The sequence below is a fragment of the Mycobacterium sp. D16Q16 genome, assembly GCF_002013745.1.
In the GTDB taxonomy this organism is placed as follows: Bacteria; Actinomycetota; Actinomycetes; order Mycobacteriales; family Mycobacteriaceae; genus Mycobacterium.
Genome location: NZ_MAEY01000001.1, coordinates 221,953 through 239,473 on the forward strand (window position 1 = coordinate 221,953; position 17,521 = coordinate 239,473).

16 protein-coding genes and 1 tRNA gene are annotated in these 17,521 nt (G+C 63.9%); 11 read left to right on the forward strand and 6 right to left on the reverse strand.

Going from position 1 to position 17,521, the window contains the following annotated elements:
* The first annotated feature begins 43 nt into the window (after positions 1–43).
* Positions 44–117, forward strand: a tRNA-Arg gene (locus tag B4394_RS01075).
* A gap of 11 nt (positions 118–128) precedes the next feature.
* On the opposite strand, the gene B4394_RS01080 is transcribed toward B4394_RS01075, so the two are convergent.
* The 4 genes from B4394_RS01080 to B4394_RS01095 all read right to left on the reverse strand — a co-directional run bounded on the left by B4394_RS01080 (position 129) and on the right by B4394_RS01095 (position 3,858).
* A complete protein-coding gene (locus tag B4394_RS01080; RefSeq protein ID WP_078313899.1) occupies positions 129–1,148 on the reverse strand; it encodes a GNAT family N-acetyltransferase in 1,020 nt (339 codons plus the stop codon).
* Between the two features lie 70 nt (positions 1,149–1,218).
* The gene (locus B4394_RS01085) at positions 1,219–2,055 is read right to left on the reverse strand and encodes an LLM class F420-dependent oxidoreductase (protein WP_078313900.1); all 837 of its coding nucleotides are present in this window, start codon (positions 2,053–2,055) and stop codon (positions 1,219–1,221) included.
* Between the two features lie 4 nt (positions 2,056–2,059).
* Positions 2,060–2,950 carry an aldo/keto reductase gene (locus B4394_RS01090; RefSeq protein ID WP_139359848.1) on the reverse strand — a complete coding sequence of 297 codons (891 nt, stop codon included), beginning with the start codon at positions 2,948–2,950 and terminating at the stop codon, positions 2,060–2,062.
* Positions 2,951–3,024: 74 nt separating this feature from the next.
* A complete protein-coding gene (locus B4394_RS01095) occupies positions 3,025–3,858 on the reverse strand; it encodes a helix-turn-helix domain-containing protein (protein ID WP_078313902.1) in 834 nt (277 codons plus the stop codon).
* Between the two features lie 192 nt (positions 3,859–4,050).
* On the opposite strand from B4394_RS01095, the gene B4394_RS01100 reads away from it, so the two are divergent.
* On the forward strand, positions 4,051–4,800 hold the full coding sequence (locus tag B4394_RS01100) for an SDR family NAD(P)-dependent oxidoreductase (RefSeq protein WP_078313903.1): 750 nt from the start codon (positions 4,051–4,053) through the stop codon (positions 4,798–4,800).
* A gap of 87 nt (positions 4,801–4,887) precedes the next feature.
* On the forward strand, positions 4,888–5,232 hold the full coding sequence (locus tag B4394_RS01105) for a DUF732 domain-containing protein (RefSeq protein WP_078313904.1): 345 nt from the start codon (positions 4,888–4,890) through the stop codon (positions 5,230–5,232).
* Positions 5,233–5,253: 21 nt separating this feature from the next.
* Here the strand turns inward: B4394_RS01105 and B4394_RS01110 are convergent, their stop codons facing one another.
* On the reverse strand, positions 5,254–5,847 hold the full coding sequence (locus B4394_RS01110) for a TetR/AcrR family transcriptional regulator (protein WP_078314206.1): 594 nt from the start codon (positions 5,845–5,847) through the stop codon (positions 5,254–5,256).
* Between the two features lie 95 nt (positions 5,848–5,942).
* Here B4394_RS01110 and B4394_RS01115 point away from each other — a divergent pair, with 95 nt between their 5' ends.
* Together B4394_RS01115 and B4394_RS01120 are read left to right on the forward strand one after the other, a co-directional pair.
* Positions 5,943–6,845, forward strand: coding sequence for a hypothetical protein (locus tag B4394_RS01115; RefSeq protein ID WP_078313905.1), 903 nt, complete (start codon positions 5,943–5,945; stop codon positions 6,843–6,845).
* Between the two features lie 54 nt (positions 6,846–6,899).
* The gene (locus B4394_RS01120; RefSeq protein WP_139359849.1) at positions 6,900–7,940 is read left to right on the forward strand and encodes a hypothetical protein; all 1,041 of its coding nucleotides are present in this window, start codon (positions 6,900–6,902) and stop codon (positions 7,938–7,940) included.
* A gap of 5 nt (positions 7,941–7,945) precedes the next feature.
* Here B4394_RS01120 and B4394_RS01125 read toward each other — a convergent pair whose 3' ends face one another.
* Positions 7,946–8,644, reverse strand: coding sequence for a hypothetical protein (locus tag B4394_RS01125; RefSeq protein WP_078313907.1), 699 nt, complete (start codon positions 8,642–8,644; stop codon positions 7,946–7,948).
* A 45-nt stretch (positions 8,645–8,689) separates the two neighbouring features.
* On the opposite strand from B4394_RS01125, the gene B4394_RS01130 reads away from it, so the two are divergent.
* The 6 genes from B4394_RS01130 (at position 8,690) to cysC (ending at position 17,513) form a co-directional block, all read left to right on the forward strand.
* The gene (locus B4394_RS01130; protein WP_078313908.1) at positions 8,690–11,044 is read left to right on the forward strand and encodes a Tex family protein; all 2,355 of its coding nucleotides are present in this window, start codon (positions 8,690–8,692) and stop codon (positions 11,042–11,044) included.
* Positions 11,045–11,085: 41 nt separating this feature from the next.
* On the forward strand, positions 11,086–12,285 hold the full coding sequence (locus B4394_RS01135; protein WP_078313909.1) for an AAA family ATPase: 1,200 nt from the start codon (positions 11,086–11,088) through the stop codon (positions 12,283–12,285).
* Between the two features lie 186 nt (positions 12,286–12,471).
* Complete coding sequence (locus B4394_RS01140; RefSeq protein ID WP_139359850.1) at positions 12,472–13,848, forward strand: sulfatase family protein; 1,377 nt, start codon at positions 12,472–12,474, stop codon at positions 13,846–13,848.
* 61 nt (positions 13,849–13,909) lie between these two features.
* Positions 13,910–14,713: a trehalose 2-sulfotransferase gene (gene stf0 / locus B4394_RS01145; protein WP_078309222.1), complete on the forward strand. Its 804-nt coding sequence runs from the start codon at positions 13,910–13,912 to the stop codon at positions 14,711–14,713.
* Entirely contained in the window at positions 14,710–15,636 is a 927-nt protein-coding gene (gene cysD, locus B4394_RS01150; RefSeq protein ID WP_078309223.1) for a sulfate adenylyltransferase subunit CysD, read from the forward strand. Before stf0 ends, cysD begins: the two co-directional genes overlap by 4 nt.
* Positions 15,636–17,513 (forward strand): adenylyl-sulfate kinase, encoded by a 1,878-nt coding sequence (gene cysC, locus B4394_RS01155; RefSeq protein WP_078309224.1) that lies wholly within the window; start codon positions 15,636–15,638, stop codon positions 17,511–17,513. Before cysD ends, cysC begins: the two co-directional genes overlap by 1 nt.
* Positions 17,514–17,521 lie beyond the last annotated feature (8 nt).

A 17,521-nucleotide genomic window follows, 5' to 3' on the forward strand; every position in this document is an offset into this window, starting at 1 on the left:
ACCGCCACCGGTTCGATAGACTCCCATCCGGCTAGCGCCACATGCCTCCGTAGCTCAGTCGGATAGAGCAAGGGCCTTCTAATCCCTAGGTCGCAGGTTCGATTCCTGCCGGGGGCGCTTACCGTTCGTCAACACAACGTCTGCACCACCTGGCGCGTTGCGACATGGATCTGCCGAGATACCTGCGAAGAAAGACCGAGTTCCCGCACATGGGGAACATCGATGACCGTGGTGACCACTCCCGGCCCATCCGATTCCCAGCGCGCGCCGCACCGGTTCAGAATGTTGCGCATCGCATAGTTCTCCGAAAGCACCGAGGCCGTGAATCGGCGTACCCCGTCGGCATGCGCCGACACCGATAGCGCCTCCATCAGTAGTGTTCCGATCCCACGGCCCTGATAGTCGTCACCGACCGTGAAGGCCAGCTCCGCACTGTCGGACTCGTCGAGGTGGCGGATGAATCGAGCATCAGCCACGACGAGACCGTCAACGCCGTCGCGTTGATCGGTGAGGGCCCACGCGAAGTGATCGAGGTAATCCACCTCAAACAAATACGTGATCATCCGCTTACTGGGGACCCCCAAAAAACGGCGGTACACCGTGCGCCGTGACATCCTCGCCAGCCGCCGCCTGTCACCGGGCAGGATGGGCCGCAGGTAGAACTCAGCCCCGTCCAGCAGCCGCACCGGAATCGGGGTAACGAATGTAGCTAGCCGCTGACGCGCGGTCGACACCAATGCCTCTGACACGCCAGGTATTTCAAGCATCGCGGTGAACGCATCACTGCTGCCAGCCCAGCCTCGAAGCGGTTCGGTCGCGACGACGGTCGCCGTCCGGGCGGTCCCGCGCAGGAGCGCTATCTCACCGACGACCATGCCGGGCACCACGTGCGCGACGACCAAATCCCCGTTCTCTCCGGCATGAAGAATCTCGCCGCCACCCGAGCCGAGGAGCAGGAACCAGTCGGCCGGTTCGCTCTGACGCATGAGTACCTGCCCGGGAGCCGCCTCAAGGGGCGAGAGCAGCTCGGCCAGCGGAACAAGCACACTGAGCGGATTGCCTCCGAAGAACTCCAACTCTGCGAGATCGGCGGCATCGACACCCACGATGTGCACCGCCCTCGCTCGAACAGCTGAGTCTGTTCGCATGGTAGTCATCGCCGTCACGCCCGATCAGCTTATTGACGGAACCACATGCGAGCCGGCCCACCTGGCGTCCTTACGCCATCAATGCAGCCAACCGGTCCAGCTTGCGCAATGTAGCGTCGCGAGACTCCACCGGCAGCAGGCCCAACAGCACACGATGCACGCCAAGGTCGGCGAGGCGTTCGATATCTCCAGGCTGCGGCTCCAGGATGGTCGCTATCACAGGAACCGGCGGCTTGCCTTGGTGTGCTGCCAGCAGATTGAGTTCGTCGATCCCCTTCTGAAGCTCTTCCACCCCAAGCATTGTCGGCGCCATCCAGCCGTCGGCGTGGTCGAGCACCCGTTCGTGGGTGGACGGGCCCCAGCCCCCTAGCCACACCGGCGGGTGCGGTTTTTGAACAGGCTTGGGCCAGGAACGGATCGGGTCGAAAGCCACGTACTTGCCGTGGAATTCGGCCTGTTCTTCTGTCCAGATCTTCTTGACCGCCCGGATCCGCTCGCTCTGCAGCGCCACCCGTGTGCGCGGGTCGGTGCCGTGATTTCGTATCTCCTCGCACAGCCATCCGACGCCGATTCCCAGTTCCAGCCGCCCACCCGATGCCCTGTCCAGGGTCGCAGCTTCCTTGGCGAACGTGATCGGATCTCGCTGGACCAGCAGCGCCACAGCGGTACCGATGCGGAGGTCCCTCGTCGCGGCCGCCGCGAAGGACAACGCCACGAACGGATCGAGGCTGCGGCAGTAGTCGCGGGGTATCTCATCCCATCCGGCATGGATTGCTTCGATCGTCACCGGTATATGCGTGTGCTCCGGCACGAAAAGGGATTCGAAACCGCGCGTCTCGATCTCGACCGCTAGTTCACCGGGCTCCATGCCCTCGTCGGTAAGCGCGGCGAAAACACCAATCCGCATGAAGCTAAACGTCTTTATCGTCGGGCAACGGCACCGCTGCGGAAAGGGCCTCGAACTCAGCGTCGCTCAGCGCGATGTCCGCAGCGGCAACGTTCTGCGCGAGATGCGCTTCCGACGATGTTCCCGGAATCGGAAGCACAATCGGCGAGCGGCGAAGCAGCCAGGCCAGGGCAATCTGCGCAGGGGTTCGGCCGTGGGCAGGCGCGATGAGATCCAGAGCACCGCCAGCGCCTTCCAAGCCTCCAGTAGCCAGCGGGAAGTATGGGATGAAGGCGATGCCGTGGGCGGTGGCGTAGTCCACCACGTCGGCTGCTGACCGATTGGCGAGGTTGAACAGGTTTTGCACGGAGGCGATGGGCACGATCTGCCGTGCCGCGTGCAGCTGGTCCACTGAGACCTCCGAGAGCCCGATATGCCGAATCTTTCCTTCGTCGCGCAGGAGCTTGAGTTCGCCGATTTGGTCTTCGAAGGAAACGGTGGGGTCGACTCGATGCAGCTGGAGCAGGTCGATGCGCTCCAGCTTCAGGCGCCGTAGGCTCATTTCCGTCTGCTGGCGCAAGTATTCAGGCCGCCCCAGCGGAATCCAGCCCCACTCGGCCGGGCCAGTGCGTGCGATACCTACTTTTGTAGCGATCGTGAGATCACCGGTATACGGGTGTAGCGCCTTGGCGATCAGGTCTTCGACGGTCTGCGGGCCGTACGCATCGGCGGTGTCCAGGAAATTCACTCCCAGCTCAACCACGCGTTTGAGCAGCCGCACCGCCGATGCTGGATCCCGAGGCGGACCCCACACGCCCGGGCCGGTCAGCTGCATTGTGCCGTAACCAAGCCGATTGACGGTGATGTCGCCGCCGAGTGTAAGCGTTCCTGCTTCAGCGGGCCGTGTCGATGTCATGATTCGATCCTGCGCAATCTGAACTCATGAGGTGAGCGAATATTGCTCGCCTCAAATGGATTTGGATGTGATTTCTACGATTCTGGTCGCTGATCCAGCGCAAGCCGGGCCAGCAGCTCGAGCCCATCGGCATCGGCACTGTCAGGGTCGGCCGAGTAGATGAGCAGCTGCTGCCCGGGTGCCCCACCGACCGTGAAGGTGTCGTACTGGAGGCTGATCTCACCGACCTCGCTGTGGCGGAATCGCTTAGTCCCGCTTGTTCGGGGCCGAACGTCGTGCTGCGTCCACACGAACGTGAAAACATCGCTTTGAATCGTCAACTCACCCACAACTTCTGCTATGCGCGGGTCGTCGCGAAACGACACCGACATCGCACGCAGATTTCGGGCGGTATCCCGCGCAATCTCGTCCCATTCCGCGTAGAAATCGCTGGCCACAGGGTCAAGAAACACCATGTACGCCAAGTTGTCCGCGCGGGAGAAGTCACCGTAAAGGGCCTGTGCGTGGGCATTCATGGCCAGAATGTCCAGCGCCGGGCTGATGATCAACGCCGGGGCGTGCACCACATTATTGACAATCCTCATAGTCCCCTCGCCGGCATCGCGCTGGCTGCCGACGGCGGGTACCGCCCCAGACAGCCTCGCTAGTCCGGCGAGGTGTTCGGCCGCATGTGTATCCAGCTGCAGTGCACGGGAAATCGCCCGCAATACCTGGTCTGAGGGATGACGCTCACGCCCTTGCTCAAGTCTGCTGTAGTAGTCGGCACTCACTCCGGCCAAAGCGGCAACCTCTTGCCGGCGCAAGCCCGAAACACGGCGCGGCTCATCCTCCGGCAGCCCCGCTTGCCGCGGCGACACCAGAGCACGGCGGGCCTTCAGAAAGTCGCCCAACTCATTTCGCCGATCCATGTCCTCAACATACTCACGGCAACTCCCTCCAACCAGGGTGTAATACACCCACCCAATGGCACATCGCCTCAGCCACAAGGGATGCCCAGGTAGGAGTAGCGCACCCTTCCTCGACTGCGCGCGCAAACCTACGCTGAAGAAGCAACGAGATGCGGTCGAAAAATATTGCGGCCAAAGGAAAGAGACAGTTCTATGAGCATTTTGACAGGTAAGACGGCACTCGTTACGGGTGCGTCGAAGGGAATCGGCGCGGCCATTGCACGCGACCTGGCGTCAGCGGGAGCGCACGTGGCGGTCCACTACTCATCAAGCAAGAGCGGTGCTGACCACGTGGTGAAGTCGATTCATGATGCTGGCGGCCAAGCCTTTGCCATCCAAGCTGATATCTCTGACCCAGCCAGCGTCAAAGGACTGTTCGCCGAACTCAGCACTCGGCTCGACACGCTGGACATCCTGGTCAACAACGCCGGGGTGTACAACATGGGCGCGATTGAATCGGTGACCGCGGATGAACTTCAACGCCAGTTCGGCCTGAACGTCTTCGGCCTGGCGATCACCATCACCGAAGCACTCAGCAGCGCCCTTCGGCCCGGCTCAAGCATCGTCAACATCGGGTCAAGTGTCACCAGCTTCACACCGGCCAACTCCGTGGTGTACACCGCCTCGAAGGGGGCCGTGGACGCGATCACTGGCACCCTCGCCAAGGAGCTGGGCCCACGGGGCATCCGGGTGAACTCAGTCAATCCCGGGTTGACCGTGACCGACGGCATGCGGTCCAGCGCTTTCTCAAGCCGCGAGTTCCGCACCGAGATCGAGAACATAACCCCACTGGGACGGATCGGTATCCCCGAGGACATCGCACCCGCGGTGACATTCCTGGCCTCGGACAGTGCTTCCTGGATTACTGGAGAGATCCTGGTCATCGGCGGCGGCCTGAACTAAAGCCCGCCAACCCCTGTCCAGTTTGCAATTCGCCATTGCCGGGCCCGTTCCCCTGGCAATAATGCTGATGGCTGGAAGGAAACAACCATGGACAAGCTCCGTACCAGGATCGTCGTCGGGATCGCTGCCGCAGGCATATCAGTGGGCGGCCCGTTCGGCGCCGGCATCGCCCACGCGAATGACCACACGTTCCTGGACAGCCTGCGCAACGCCGGGGTCTTCATCCACAAAGACGCCGAGCCGTACGTAATCCAGGCTGGGCACCAAGCATGCCGCGATCTGCGCAACGGCGTCCCGCCCGAAGAAGTGGGCTCGCAGTTCCCCGTGGGCTCCGGCGTCGCTCCCGCGCCCGCCCCCAACGTGTACCTCGACATTCTGCAAAGCGAGCTATGCCCGAACGCGCTGAACCTCGCACCACCCCGACCGGCATAACCGCTCACGCGCCGGTATTGATCACGCCTTTACCGCATCCCACGCCGCACGTCCTAGAACCGGCGCAGCGGCCAGCATGTCGAACTCGACCGACCGGGCCAGCCACAGCCGGGCGTACTCGACGCACGGCCCCATCCACACGGCCTGACACAGCCTGGGCGGCAAGGGTTTGATGCGCCGCTTGTCCACGTGCGGTTGCAGCCACGCACTCGCCTTGCCATAGAAGTCCTCGTTCAGCGCGACTATGGTCGCGCGCGACTCTTCAATGACCTCAAACTCGCGGCAATGAAACAGGAACCGCGCCCGCATCTCGTGGGCGGCCACCCACTCCAGATGAAAACGAACGGCGCCTTCGATCCCACTGCGCACACGTGAACTTGCCTGTAGCACAGCAAGATACGCATCATAGTAATCGCGCAGCGTTTCCAGGTAGAGCTCGGCCGCCACGCCTTCCTTGCTCCCAAAGAAGTGATAGATGCTGCCCACGCTGGCCCCGGATTCGCGGTGCAGCGACTCGACAGTGGCTCCGGCCACCCCGCTCTTCAGAAAAGACGTGAGCGCTGCGTCGAGGATGGCGCGCCGACGGGCAACGCCGGCGTTCGAGGCAGTGGGCACCACCGAACAATACTGAACCGCCTCTTGACTAGAGCATTGTTCTAGAATAATTTTCCATTCAATCGGCGATCTCAGTGATGGAAGGACTATGTCCCATGAGCACGGGGACCGACAACAGCACGAACAATGAAGCGCTGAAGGCAAGTCCGCTCGACGCGGCCCTCGGCATCGCCTGCGTGGTGTGGGTCGCCATGACGCTGTGGTCGGGCATCTCCACCGGCGGCGCCGGTCTTCCGGTCATCGCACAGACCATCACCTCGCTGGCGCTGGTCATCGCGGTATTTGGGCACATGCTCAAACACCTCGGCGTGAAACTCGCCTCGGCCTACTTCGTCATCGCTTCCATCGTGGAGTGGGCATTCGAGCAGGCCAACATCAGCTTCGGCGGATTCATCTGGGGCGATCTGCGCTACGGCGACATTCCGATGATGGGACCGCACATTGGCAGCGTTCCCCTGCTTGTTCCCGTAGGAATGGTCGCGCTGCTGTGGCCGATCTACGTGATCATCAACGTGATACTCGACGGGAAGATCGTGGTGAACCCGCGCACCCTGCGACCATGGCAGGCCGTCTGGCATTGCGTGCTCTACGGCATGTTGCATGCCTGGATCGCGTTCCTGGCCAACGGTTTTTGCACGAAGTTCGGCATCTACGAATGGGTCGGCAAGTCCAGGGCGCTCGCCCCGGAGGACTCGTTCTTCGGCGACCCGGCGCTGCCCATCGGGTGGGCGATCTGGGGCTTCCTCATCACACTCATCATCTCGTTCGTGCTCCTCCCCTTCCTCGGCAAGGATGCGCTCGCGCGATCTGAACGGCGTCCACTCAGCTGGGTCGACGCTGCGCCCATCGTGGTCATCGGGGCGTACGCCTTCGGGCTGTTCCTCAACCCCGTGAACGACTCCGTCGGCAGCGTCATCCTGTTCATGTTCGGATTCATCTCGCTGTTGTCTCTGTATCGCTTCACGGCCGCCTTGCTGGAGCAGGAACAAATCGGCTAATACAGCAGCACCACCGGCGCCCAGACGGTCTACGCGTCTGTAATAATGTTTGCTGTGGGGATCCGACTGCTCTTGGCGCCGTGGTGGGCGCGTTGGCTTGTGCTGGTAGCGGCGATGACAATCGTCGCGGTTCCACTCTGGTTGTTACTCATGCCAGACGACGGGTCAAGCTGGAAGGTCCGCGCCAACCAGGCGCCGGTGTTCAGTATCGCCACGGCAATACTGCTGGCATTGATGCAGCAGCGATTCCGCCGATCATTCCTCGCGATCCTTGCCGATCTGGACGGGCCTCAGCGGCGCTATGCCATCCGGGCAAGCCAGCGTGGCGACATCCCATCCGATCCAGCGGTTCTGTCGGCGGCGCTTCGACTCTGCGATCTCGTCGTCGGCACCAGACTGCGGGCTCCACGCTGGGCCCGGTGGTTTCTGCCGGGCGCGACCGTTCTATGGCTCGTCACCGCGATCGCCTATTTCATCGGTCATGACACCCGGCGCGGCGTCCTGTGGCTCTGCCTGTCGCTCCTCGTGGCGGCAGGCATCTGGTGGGACACATATCAGGCGCAGCGACAACAGAAACGTCTGACGGAGCTGCGCGAGGCCGCAGGTCCCATTCTCGGCACTATCCCTGTCCTCGCAGAGCACGAATTCCCGCCGACGATGCCGTCGCTCAAGATATGGCTGAGCGCGGTAGGTGTGCTGATCATTGTGGCCGTCGGCATCGGTATCGGCACGTACGTGACCGGGCGCCCATACCGCGAGTGCCGGGCTGCTCTGAAATCCGTCACTATTGTTCTGGACCACGAGGATCTCCTCAACTCCGAAGCAGTCTTGTCCGGCGGTCCAGGCCTCTCGGTCTTTGAAGATTGGTCCACGCATCTTCACGATGTCGCCACCCGGGTCACGCGCCCAGATGTTGCGCAGCGCGCACAACACATCTCCGTACTCTCCGACAATGCAGTGTTGCTGGTACACCAAATACGTGAATCGCCGGGAACACAAGAGGATCAAAACCGTCGGCGGGTCGCCTACCTCACCCTGATCAATCAGATACTCGATGAATCAGGGGCCATCCAGGACACCTGCTACCGGCATTAGGGCACTCACCCACAGTCGTACTGCACTCCGATACCGCGCGGCGGAGTTGCCCGCTTGGTGCATCCGTAGACCTCAAGCTCGTCGCTCATTCGGATAGCAGAGTGATGCGCGTAGTTCACGCAGTACAGACCCATCTCATCCGATCTGCATTGGTAGTCGCCGAATTTCAGACGTTTCCCGTACTCAAGCGGCAGGCCCACACCCTCACTGAACGGCCCCGGGTCACCGTGACGACTACCGACGGTAACGGTCGCGCCGTCGAAGCTAACCCAGCCCGCGATCCACTGGCCGGGCAGATCGGGAGGACGGGGCGGCGCGTGACGAAGCCCCGGCAGGCACGACAACGGCACCTGGTACTTGAACGCCGTGATGCACCCCCCGATGACCCGAGGACCCAAGTCGCCGGGAGCACGGAACGCCACCTCACCTTGGGACAGCTGGCCTGGCGTGCCGTCCTGATCGACCGTGCGAAATTTCTCGACATCGGCCGGATCACCCGCCTCGATCCAGCGCGTCACCGACTCCACGGACGCGCGTGGCCGCGGTGCGGGGGCACGCGCGGTTGTCGTGGTCGTCGACGTCGTTGGCACCTGGGACGGTGCGCTGACGGACGGCGTGGTGGATGAGATCGGCGAACCCTGCTGCGTGTGTGCGACACAACCCGTGACCAGGAAGATCAGGGCCAACACGCTCCAGACACGCACCCGGTGAGCGTAGCTTGTCCTCTGCATTGGGTAGGGTCCCTCGGCGTGACTCAGAGCGTGACCGTGAAATCTGTAAATTCCCGCCTCGCTGCGGAACTGGAGGTCGCCGAGGCCCAGGTCGCGGCGGCTGTGCGGCTGCTCGACGAGGGTGCGACGGTCCCGTTCATCGCGCGATACCGCAAGGAAGTCACCGGCAGCCTCGACGACGGCCAGCTGCGCACTCTGGAAGAACGGCTGCGGTACCTGCGGGAACTCGACGAGCGTCGCGCCGCGGTGCTGTCCTCCATCGAGGAACAGGGCAAGCTCACCGACGACCTCAAGGCGGCGCTGCTGTCGGCCGACACCAAGGCGCGTGTCGAGGACATCTACCTGCCGTACAAGCCCAAGCGGCGCACCAAGGCACAGATCGCCCGGGAGGCCGGGCTGGAACCGCTGGCCGACCGGCTGCTCGCGGACCCGAGTCTGGTGCCCGACGAGGCGGCCGCCGAGTTCCTCACCGAGGATGTCGCCGATGCCAACGCCGCCCTCGACGGCGCGCGGCACATTCTCATCGAGCGTGCGGCCGAGGACGCCGAGCTCGTCGGCGCCACCCGCACCAAGTTCTGGGCAGACGGCGCGCTGCGCACCGCCCCATGGTCAGAGGATGCGGCGAAAACCGAAGCGGCACAGAAGTACCGCGACTACTTCGAGTTCTCCGAATCCCTGGAGACCATGCCCTCGCACCGGGTGCTGGCCGTCATGCGCGGCGAGAAGGAGCAGGTGCTCGCCCTCAACTTCGACGGCGGTGAGGACGCGCCGTATGAGGCCATGGTCGCGCAATCGCTCGGCGTCAACCTGACCGCGAAGACCCCGGCCACGCCGTGGCTGGCCGGTACCGTTCGGGTGGCCTGGCGGGCCAAGCTCATGTTCTCCGCGTCCGTCGATGCCCGCCTCAAGCTGCGCCAACGCGCCGAGGAAGATGCCGTCGGCGTCTTCGCGCGCAACCTCAAGGATCTGCTGCTCGCGGCCCCCGCCGGCACGCGCGCCACACTCGGCCTGGACCCCGGGTTCCGAACGGGTGTCAAGGTGGCCGTGGTGGACGGCACCGGCAAGGTCGTCGACACCTGCGCCATCTACCCGCACCAGCCGCAGAAGAAGTGGGATGAGGCCAAGGCCACTCTCGCGGCGTTCGTCGCGCGCCATGGTGTCGAGCTGATCGCCGTCGGCAATGGCACCGCCTCACGCGAAACCGACGCGCTGGCGGCCGAACTCATCGCCGATATCAAGGCCGCTGGCGCTAAGGCCCCGACAAAGGCGATGGTCAGTGAGGCGGGCGCGTCGGTCTATTCGGCCTCCGCCTATGCCGCGCACGAGCTTCCCGACCTCGACGTGACGCTGCGGGGTGCGGTCTCGATCGCACGGCGCCTGCAGGATCCGTTGGCAGAGCTGGTGAAGATCGAACCCAAGTCGATCGGCGTTGGGCAGTACCAGCACGATGTCACTCCCGGCACGCTCGCGCGCAGTCTCAACGTGGTCGTCGAAGATGCCGTGAACGCGGTCGGTGTCGACTTGAACACGGCCTCCGTACCTCTACTCGCACGCGTATCCGGGGTGACGGAATCCTTGGCCGAGTCCATCGTCGCGCACCGTGAGAAGGTGGGCGCGTTCCGTAGCCGCAAGGGACTGTTGGAGGTTCCCCGACTGGGCCCCAAGGCCTTTGAACAGTGCGCCGGATTCCTGCGCATCCGCGAAGGCGACGACCCGCTCGACGCGTCCGGCGTGCATCCCGAGTCCTACCCGGTGGTGCGCAAGATTCTGGACCGTTCGGGTGTCACCCTCGCCGAGCTGATCGGCAACGAGCGTTCACTGCGCTCGCTCAAGCCCGCAGACTTCGCCGACGATCGGTTCGGAATTCCCACCGTGACAGACATTCTCGGCGAGCTGGAGAAGCCGGGACGCGACCCGCGGCCCGCGTTCACCACGGCCACCTTCGCCGCGGGTGTCGAAAAGGTTTCGGACCTGAAGGTCGGCATGGTGCTCGAGGGTGTGGTGACCAACGTGGCCGCCTTCGGTGCATTTGTTGATGTCGGCGTGCATCAGGATGGCCTCGTGCACGTCTCGGCGATGTCGGACCGGTACGTGTCCGACCCCCATGAGGTGGTCAAGTCTGGCCAGGTGGTGCGGGTCAAGGTCACCGACGTAGATATTCCGCGTCAGCGCATCGGGTTGAGCCTGCGCCTCACCGACGATCCGCAGCAGGGCAAGCGCCCCGAGGGAGCCAACGCCAGCGCCCCCCGACGCGACAACAAGAATCAGGGACGACCAAACCAGAACCGCAGCAAGAATTCCGGGCGCCAGCAGGAAACTCGGGCGACGGGCTCCATGGCGGACGCGTTGCGTAACGGGGGGTTTGGGCGGTAGGCGCACCCTGGGTTGTCGGTGCCACTGATTAGCGTGGCGCCGTGCTCACCACCGTCGCCATCCGCGGATACCGATCACTACGTGATCTTGCACTCCCGCTTGCCCAACTCACCGTCATCACCGGCGCTAACGGCACCGGAAAGTCCTCGCTGTACCGGGCGCTGCAGCTACTGGCCGATTGCGGCCGCGGCGAGATCATCGGCTCGCTGGCGCGGCAGGGCGGACTGCAATCGGCAATGTGGGCCGGGCCGGAAAATCTCAAAGGCGCACGGCGAACCGGCACTGTTGAGCCCACGGTCCGCACTCGGCCCATATCCATCGAACTAGGTTACGCATCAACGGATTTTGGCTATCTGGTAGATCTAGGTCTGCCGATTCCCAGCGATTCCGCCTTCGGCCGCGACCCGGAAATCAAGCGTGAGGCCGTGTTCACCGGACCATCGCTTCGCCCCAGCGCGACCCTGGTCCGGCGAACCCGTCCCGTGGTTGAAGCACGCGCCGATTCGGGACGTGGGTTTGAGGGCTTCAGTCGCTCGATACCGACCTACCGCAGCATGCTCTCCGAATTCGCGGGGAGGTTCCCGGAATTGGGTGCCGTCCGGGACACCCTGCGCGGCTGGCGGTTCTACGACGGATTCCGTGTCGATATGCTCGCGCCCGCCCGGCAGCCTCAGATCGGCACGCGTACGACGGTGCTATCGAATGACGGCAGCGACGTGGCCGCCGCCATCCAGACAATCATCGAGACTCGCAGCGACACGCTGGACAAGGCCGTCGCGGCCGCCTTCGACGGCGCCGCGGTGGCCGTGGGCGTGCGCGAGGGACTCTTCGATCTTCAGGTTCAGCAGTCCGGGATGCTGCGGCCACTGCGCGCCGCGGAGTTGTCCGACGGCACCCTGCGTTTCCTGTTGTGGGCCGCCGCGCTGTTGAGTCCCGAACCGCCGCCGCTGATGGTGCTCAACGAGCCAGAAACCTCGCTGCATCCCGATCTCATCGCTCCGCTGGCGACGCTCATTCGCGCGGCGGCCGGGAAAACCCAGGTGGTCGTGATCACCCACGCCAACGCTCTGGTAGATCATCTTGCCGCGCGGTCGTTGTGCGAGATCCTCGCTGGCGATGAGGACCGATTCGACGACGCGGGTTCGGCAGTACGGCTCGAACTTGTCAAGGACTGGGGCGAGACGCAGATCGTGGGGCTCGACGCACTCAAAGCCCCGTCGTGGCATTGGGGTTCTCGCTAGACGTCTATCGCGTCACCACCTGATGAGGCTCTGGCGGGTCTGCCGGTGCCGTCCGTGGCCTACTCGGTCATATCGTGGGACTTCGGGGCGCAGCCTGAGAGTTAGTTTCTCGTGGTGAGCCAAAGGGTTGCCAGACAACGGATGCACACTGTTGGGTGGACCGTCGAACCCCAGGAAGGGAGCGCAGTGACCGAAGCGTCACGAGACAACGTTCTGATCGTGCATTGGCACGACCTCGGCCGCTACCTGGGCGTCTACGGGCATCCCGACGTATCCAGCCCACACCTGGACCAACTGGCGGCCGATGGCATCCTGTTCACCCGCGCGCACGCCACGGCGCCGCTGTGCTCACCGTCGCGTGGTTCGCTCTTCACCGGCCGGTACCCACAGAGCAACGGCCTTATCGGCCTGGCTCATCACGGCTGGGAATACCGCGCCGGGGTGCGCACACTCCCCCACATTCTGTCTGGATCGGGCTGGTACACAGCACTGTTCGGAATGCAGCATGAAACGGCGTATCCGGCCACCCTGGGATTCGACGAGTACGACGTATCCAACTCGTATTGCGAATACGTGGTGGAACACGCGAGCCGCTGGTTGCGCAATTCCCCCAACACGCCGTTTCTGCTGACCGCTGGATTCTTCGAAACGCACCGCCCCTTTCCTCGGGAGCGTTATGAACCGTCCGACGCCGACACGGTGAATGTCCCGGACTATCTGCCCGACACCCCGGAGGTACGCGACGATCTCGCCGAGTTCTATGGCTCGATCGCGGTGGCCGACGCCAAGGTCGGTGAGTTACTGGACGTGCTGGCCGAGACGGGCCTCGATGAGAGCACCTGGGTCGTCTTCATGACCGACCATGGCCCGGCGTTGCCACGCGCCAAGTCCACCCTGTATGACGCCGGTACCGGCATCGCATTGATCGTGCGCCCACCGCGGGGCCGCACTACTGAATCGCTCCGGTACGACGAGCTCTTCAGCGGGGTCGATCTGCTGCCCACCCTGTTGGGCTTGCTCGGTGTCGACATTCCCGAGGAGATTCAGGGAATTTCACATGCCGACAATATCCTGAAGCCGACGGGCGAACTGAAACAAGTCCGCTCCGAGTTATTCACCGCGAAGACATACCACGATTCTTTTGATCCCATTCGGGCCATTCGAACAAAGGATTACAGCTATATAGAGAATTATGCGCCCAGGCCGGTGCTGGACCTGCCGTGGGACATTGCCGACAGCCCGCCGGGCCGGGCCGTCGCCACACACATCACCAATCCTCGCCCGCATCGCGAGCTCTACGACCTCGTGAACGATCCGGGCGAGGCGCACAACCTGCTGGGACTCGATGCCGACGAGGAGTCCCAGTCCATCGCCGACGATCTGGCACTGCGCCTCAACGATTGGCGAGAGAAGACTCTCGACGTCATTCCCTCCGATTTTGCGGGCACACGCATTTCCGAGCGCTACACCGAGACATTCCTGCGCATCCATGGCAGGCCCGGAGCCAACCGTTCCGCCATCGCCGACGAGCGTGGCATCGAACAACAGTTACGTTCGCCATGATTGCAATTCACGGCGAACCCAATTAGTCGAATACAAAACAATTGCGGTTAGGCTACTGCGCATGCCCGACCATCCCACCGCATATCTGGTGCTCGCATCGCAGCGCAGTGGCAGCACCCTACTGGTGGAATCCCTGCGAGCGACCGGCGTGGCCGGCGAACCACAGGAGTTCTTCCAGTACCTGCCCACCACGAGCATGTCTCCGCAGCCACGGGAATGGTTCGCCGATGTACAGGACGAGTCAATACTGCGTCTGCTCGATCCGTTGGACGCAGGCAAGCCCGACCTGGCGCCCGCGAGCATCTGGCGCGATTACATCCGCACCGTGGGCCGTACCCCCAACGGAATCTGGGGCGGCAAGCTCATGTGGAATCAGACCCCGCTGCTCTTGGACCGCGCGCAGGATCTGCCCGATCGTTCCGGTGAAGGATTGCTCGCCGGCATCCGGGATGTGGTTGGCAGCAACCCGGTGCTGGTCCACGTTTACCGGCCAGACGTTGTGTCCCAGGCGGTTTCGTTCTGGCGTGCGGTGCAGACCCGGGTGTGGCGCGGACGTCCGGATCCCGGGCGCGATGCCCGCGCCGAGTATCACGCCGGGGCCATTGCCCATGTCATCACCATGCTGCAGGCGCAGGAGGCGGGTTGGCGCCGCTGGTTCGCCGAGGAAAACATCGAACCCATCGACGTCTCGTATCCGTACCTCTGGCGCAACCTGACCCAGGTGGTCGCCACCGTTCTGGAGGCACTGGGACAAGACCCCCGGCTCGCGCCACCACCTGTGCTGGAACGGCAGGCAGACCAGCGGTCTGACGACTGGGTGGATCGATACCGGACCGACGCGGAAAGAGAGGGGCTGCCACTATGAGCGACACCGCGACGACACCCGATCTGTTGCAGGTCAACGAGCTTCGGCTGCTGGAGGCCGAGGCGGTGCACATCATCCGGGAGGTGGCCGCCGAGCTACAGCGCCCGGTGCTGCTCTTCTCCGCGGGCAAGGACTCGATCGTCTTGCTGAAGTTGGCCGAGAAGGCCTTCCGGCCCGCACCGCTGCCGTTCCCGGTGTTGCACGTCGACACCGGACACAATTTCCCCGAGGTGATCGAGTTCCGTGATCGCCGAACCATCGGGCACGACCACAAACTGATCGTCGCCTCCGTGCAGGAAACGATCGATGCCGGGCGGGTCGCCGATCCGGGCCCGGGTGCCTCACGTAACCGTCAGCAGACCCGAACCCTGCTGGACGCGTTGGAGGCCGGCGGTTTCGATGCGGCATTCGGCGGCGCGCGGCGCGATGAGGAACGCGCCCGCGCCAAGGAGCGCATCCTGAGCTTCCGGGACGAGTTCGGCCAGTGGGATCCGCGGGCACAACGCCCCGAACCCTGGTCGCTGTACAACGGACGCATCCGCAAGGGCGAGCAGGTTCGTGTCTTTCCGTTGAGCAACTGGACAGAACTGGACATCTGGCGCTACATCCAGCTGGAAAACCTTGAGCTGCCCTCGATCTACTACGCCCATCAACGCGAGGTGTTTGAGCGTGACGGCATCCTGCTGGCCACCTCGGAATACACCACCCCAACGGGCGACGAGACTGCCGCCACCGAATGGGTGCGCTACCGCACCGTCGGCGACATGACGATCACCGGCGCGGTCCGCTCCCAGGCCACCGAGATCGAAGGGGTGATCGCGGAGATCTCCGCGGCCACTGTGTCCGAGCGCGGCGAGACCCGCGCCGATGACCGCACATCCGTGGCTGCCATGGAAGACCGGAAACGAGAGGGCTACTTCTGATGAGCACCCAGACCGCGGTGGACACCCGCCAACTGCTGCGTATCGCCACCGCCGGTTCGGTGGACGACGGCAAGAGCACGCTCATCGGGCGACTGCTCCATGACACCGACAGCCTGCCGGTCGACCATCTGGAGGCCGTCACCGACGACGAGGGGAACGCCGACCTCGCCGCGCTGTCGGATGGTCTGCGCGCCGAACGCGAGCAGGGCATCACGATCGACGTCGCCTACCGTTTTTTCTCCACCGAGAGCCGAAGCTACATCCTCGCCGACACTCCGGGTCACGAGCGCTACACCCGCAACATGTTCACCGGCGCCTCCAACGCACATGTCGCCATTCTTCTGGTCGACGCACGTGCCGGGGTGCTGCGCCAGACCCGTCGCCACGCTCGCATCGCAAAGTTGTTGGGTATTAAGCATTTCGTGGCAGCAGTCAACAAGATCGACCTGGTCGACTTCGACGCGCAGCGGTTCGCGGAGGTAGAACGCGAGCTGCATCTGCTGGCTGACCGGCTGGGCAAGGTGGACATCACGGTCATCCCGATTGCGGCCAAGCTCGGCGACAATGTGGTGCACCGCTCCGAGAACACCACGTGGTACGGCGGGCCGACCCTGCTCGAATACCTAGAGGCCATTGAGCTTTCGCCCCCGCAGCCCGAGCCCGCCAAGCTCCGCCTACCCGTGCAGTGGGTCTCGCGCCCCACGGCCGATCAGCGCCGCCGGTACACCGGCCGGCTAGCGGGCGGCACCCTCAGCGTCGGAGATCCGGTGGTGAATCTGCCGTCGGGAACCCGGTCGACCGTGACGGTGGTGGACACTCTGGACGAAAACCGTTCCACCGGTGTGGCTCCGCTTTCGGTGTCGATCGAATTGGCCGACGATATCGATGTGGGCCGCGGCGACGTGCTGGTGAGCGGCGCAGAAGATGCGGTGCTGCCGGTACTGGCCCGCGAGCTTGACGCCACGGTCTGCTGGTTCACCAACGGTCCGTTGCGGGCCGGTGACCGGCTCGCACTCAAGCAGGGCACCCGGACGGTACGGGCCACCGTTCAGGCTCTGCATACCCGGCTGGATCCGGAAACCCTGGACGAGCTAGATGGCCCGGTTGAGCTGGCGCTCAACGACATCGGCTCGGTCACCCTGCGCACCAGCTCGGTCGTGGTGGCCGATTCCTATGCCGACAGCAGAGACAGCGGCGCGTTCATCCTGATCGACGAGGCGTCCAACGACACCGTCGGCGCCGGAACCATCACCGAAGCGCGTGAGGTCAAACCGGAGACGCACTCACGCACCGATATCCGCTGGCATCCCTCGGCGCTGGACCGCGAATACCGTTGGGACAGTACTACTCAGCGCGGTGCGATCATCTGGTTCACCGGTCTGCCCGCATCCGGCAAGTCGACCATCGCGGTGGCGGTGGAACGCGCACTCGTGGAATCCGGACAGGTCGCGTACCTGCTCGACGGCGACAACCTGCGCCATGGGCTCTCCGATGACCTCGGGTTCTCTCCTGGCGACCGCGCCGAGAACATCCGCCGGGTGTCGCATCTGGCACGGCTCTTCGCCGACGCCGGGGTGGTCGCGCTGGCATCGCTGGTATCGCCGCTGCGCTCCGATCGAGAGACCGCGCGCAGCATCAACGCCGCAGCCAAGCTGCCGTTCATCGAGGTGTATATCGCCACCCCGCTGGCCGAATGCGAGAAACGAGACCCCAAGGGTCTGTACGCACGGGCCCGCGCAGGGGAGTTGAAGGGTTTGACGGGTGTCGAGGCGCCCTACGAGGCCCCGGAAAATCCTGAGCTCGTCCTCGACACCACCGGTGCCGATATCGACGCACTGGTGGCGCAGGTTCTCGACGTTCTTCACCGCGCTCGCTGAGCGCGGTG

What these genes read in the sequence shown, in the direction of transcription:
- B4394_RS01080 (WP_078313899.1), bottom strand. Translation starts at nt 1,148, where the DNA reads ATGCGAACAGACTCAGCTGTTCGAGCGAGGGCGGTGCACATCGTGGGT.
- B4394_RS01085 (WP_078313900.1), bottom strand. Translation starts at nt 2,055, where the DNA reads ATGCGGATTGGTGTTTTCGCCGCGCTTACCGACGAGGGCATGGAGCCC.
- B4394_RS01090 (WP_139359848.1), bottom strand. Translation starts at nt 2,950, where the DNA reads ATGACATCGACACGGCCCGCTGAAGCAGGAACGCTTACACTCGGCGGC.
- B4394_RS01095 (WP_078313902.1), bottom strand. Translation starts at nt 3,858, where the DNA reads ATGGATCGGCGAAATGAGTTGGGCGACTTTCTGAAGGCCCGCCGTGCT.
- B4394_RS01100 (WP_078313903.1), top strand. Translation starts at nt 4,051, where the DNA reads ATGAGCATTTTGACAGGTAAGACGGCACTCGTTACGGGTGCGTCGAAG.
- B4394_RS01105 (WP_078313904.1), top strand. Translation starts at nt 4,888, where the DNA reads ATGGACAAGCTCCGTACCAGGATCGTCGTCGGGATCGCTGCCGCAGGC.
- B4394_RS01115 (WP_078313905.1), top strand. Translation starts at nt 5,943, where the DNA reads ATGAGCACGGGGACCGACAACAGCACGAACAATGAAGCGCTGAAGGCA.
- stf0 (WP_078309222.1), top strand. Translation starts at nt 13,910, where the DNA reads ATGCCCGACCATCCCACCGCATATCTGGTGCTCGCATCGCAGCGCAGT.
- cysD (WP_078309223.1), top strand. Translation starts at nt 14,710, where the DNA reads ATGAGCGACACCGCGACGACACCCGATCTGTTGCAGGTCAACGAGCTT.
- cysC (WP_078309224.1), top strand. Translation starts at nt 15,636, where the DNA reads ATGAGCACCCAGACCGCGGTGGACACCCGCCAACTGCTGCGTATCGCC.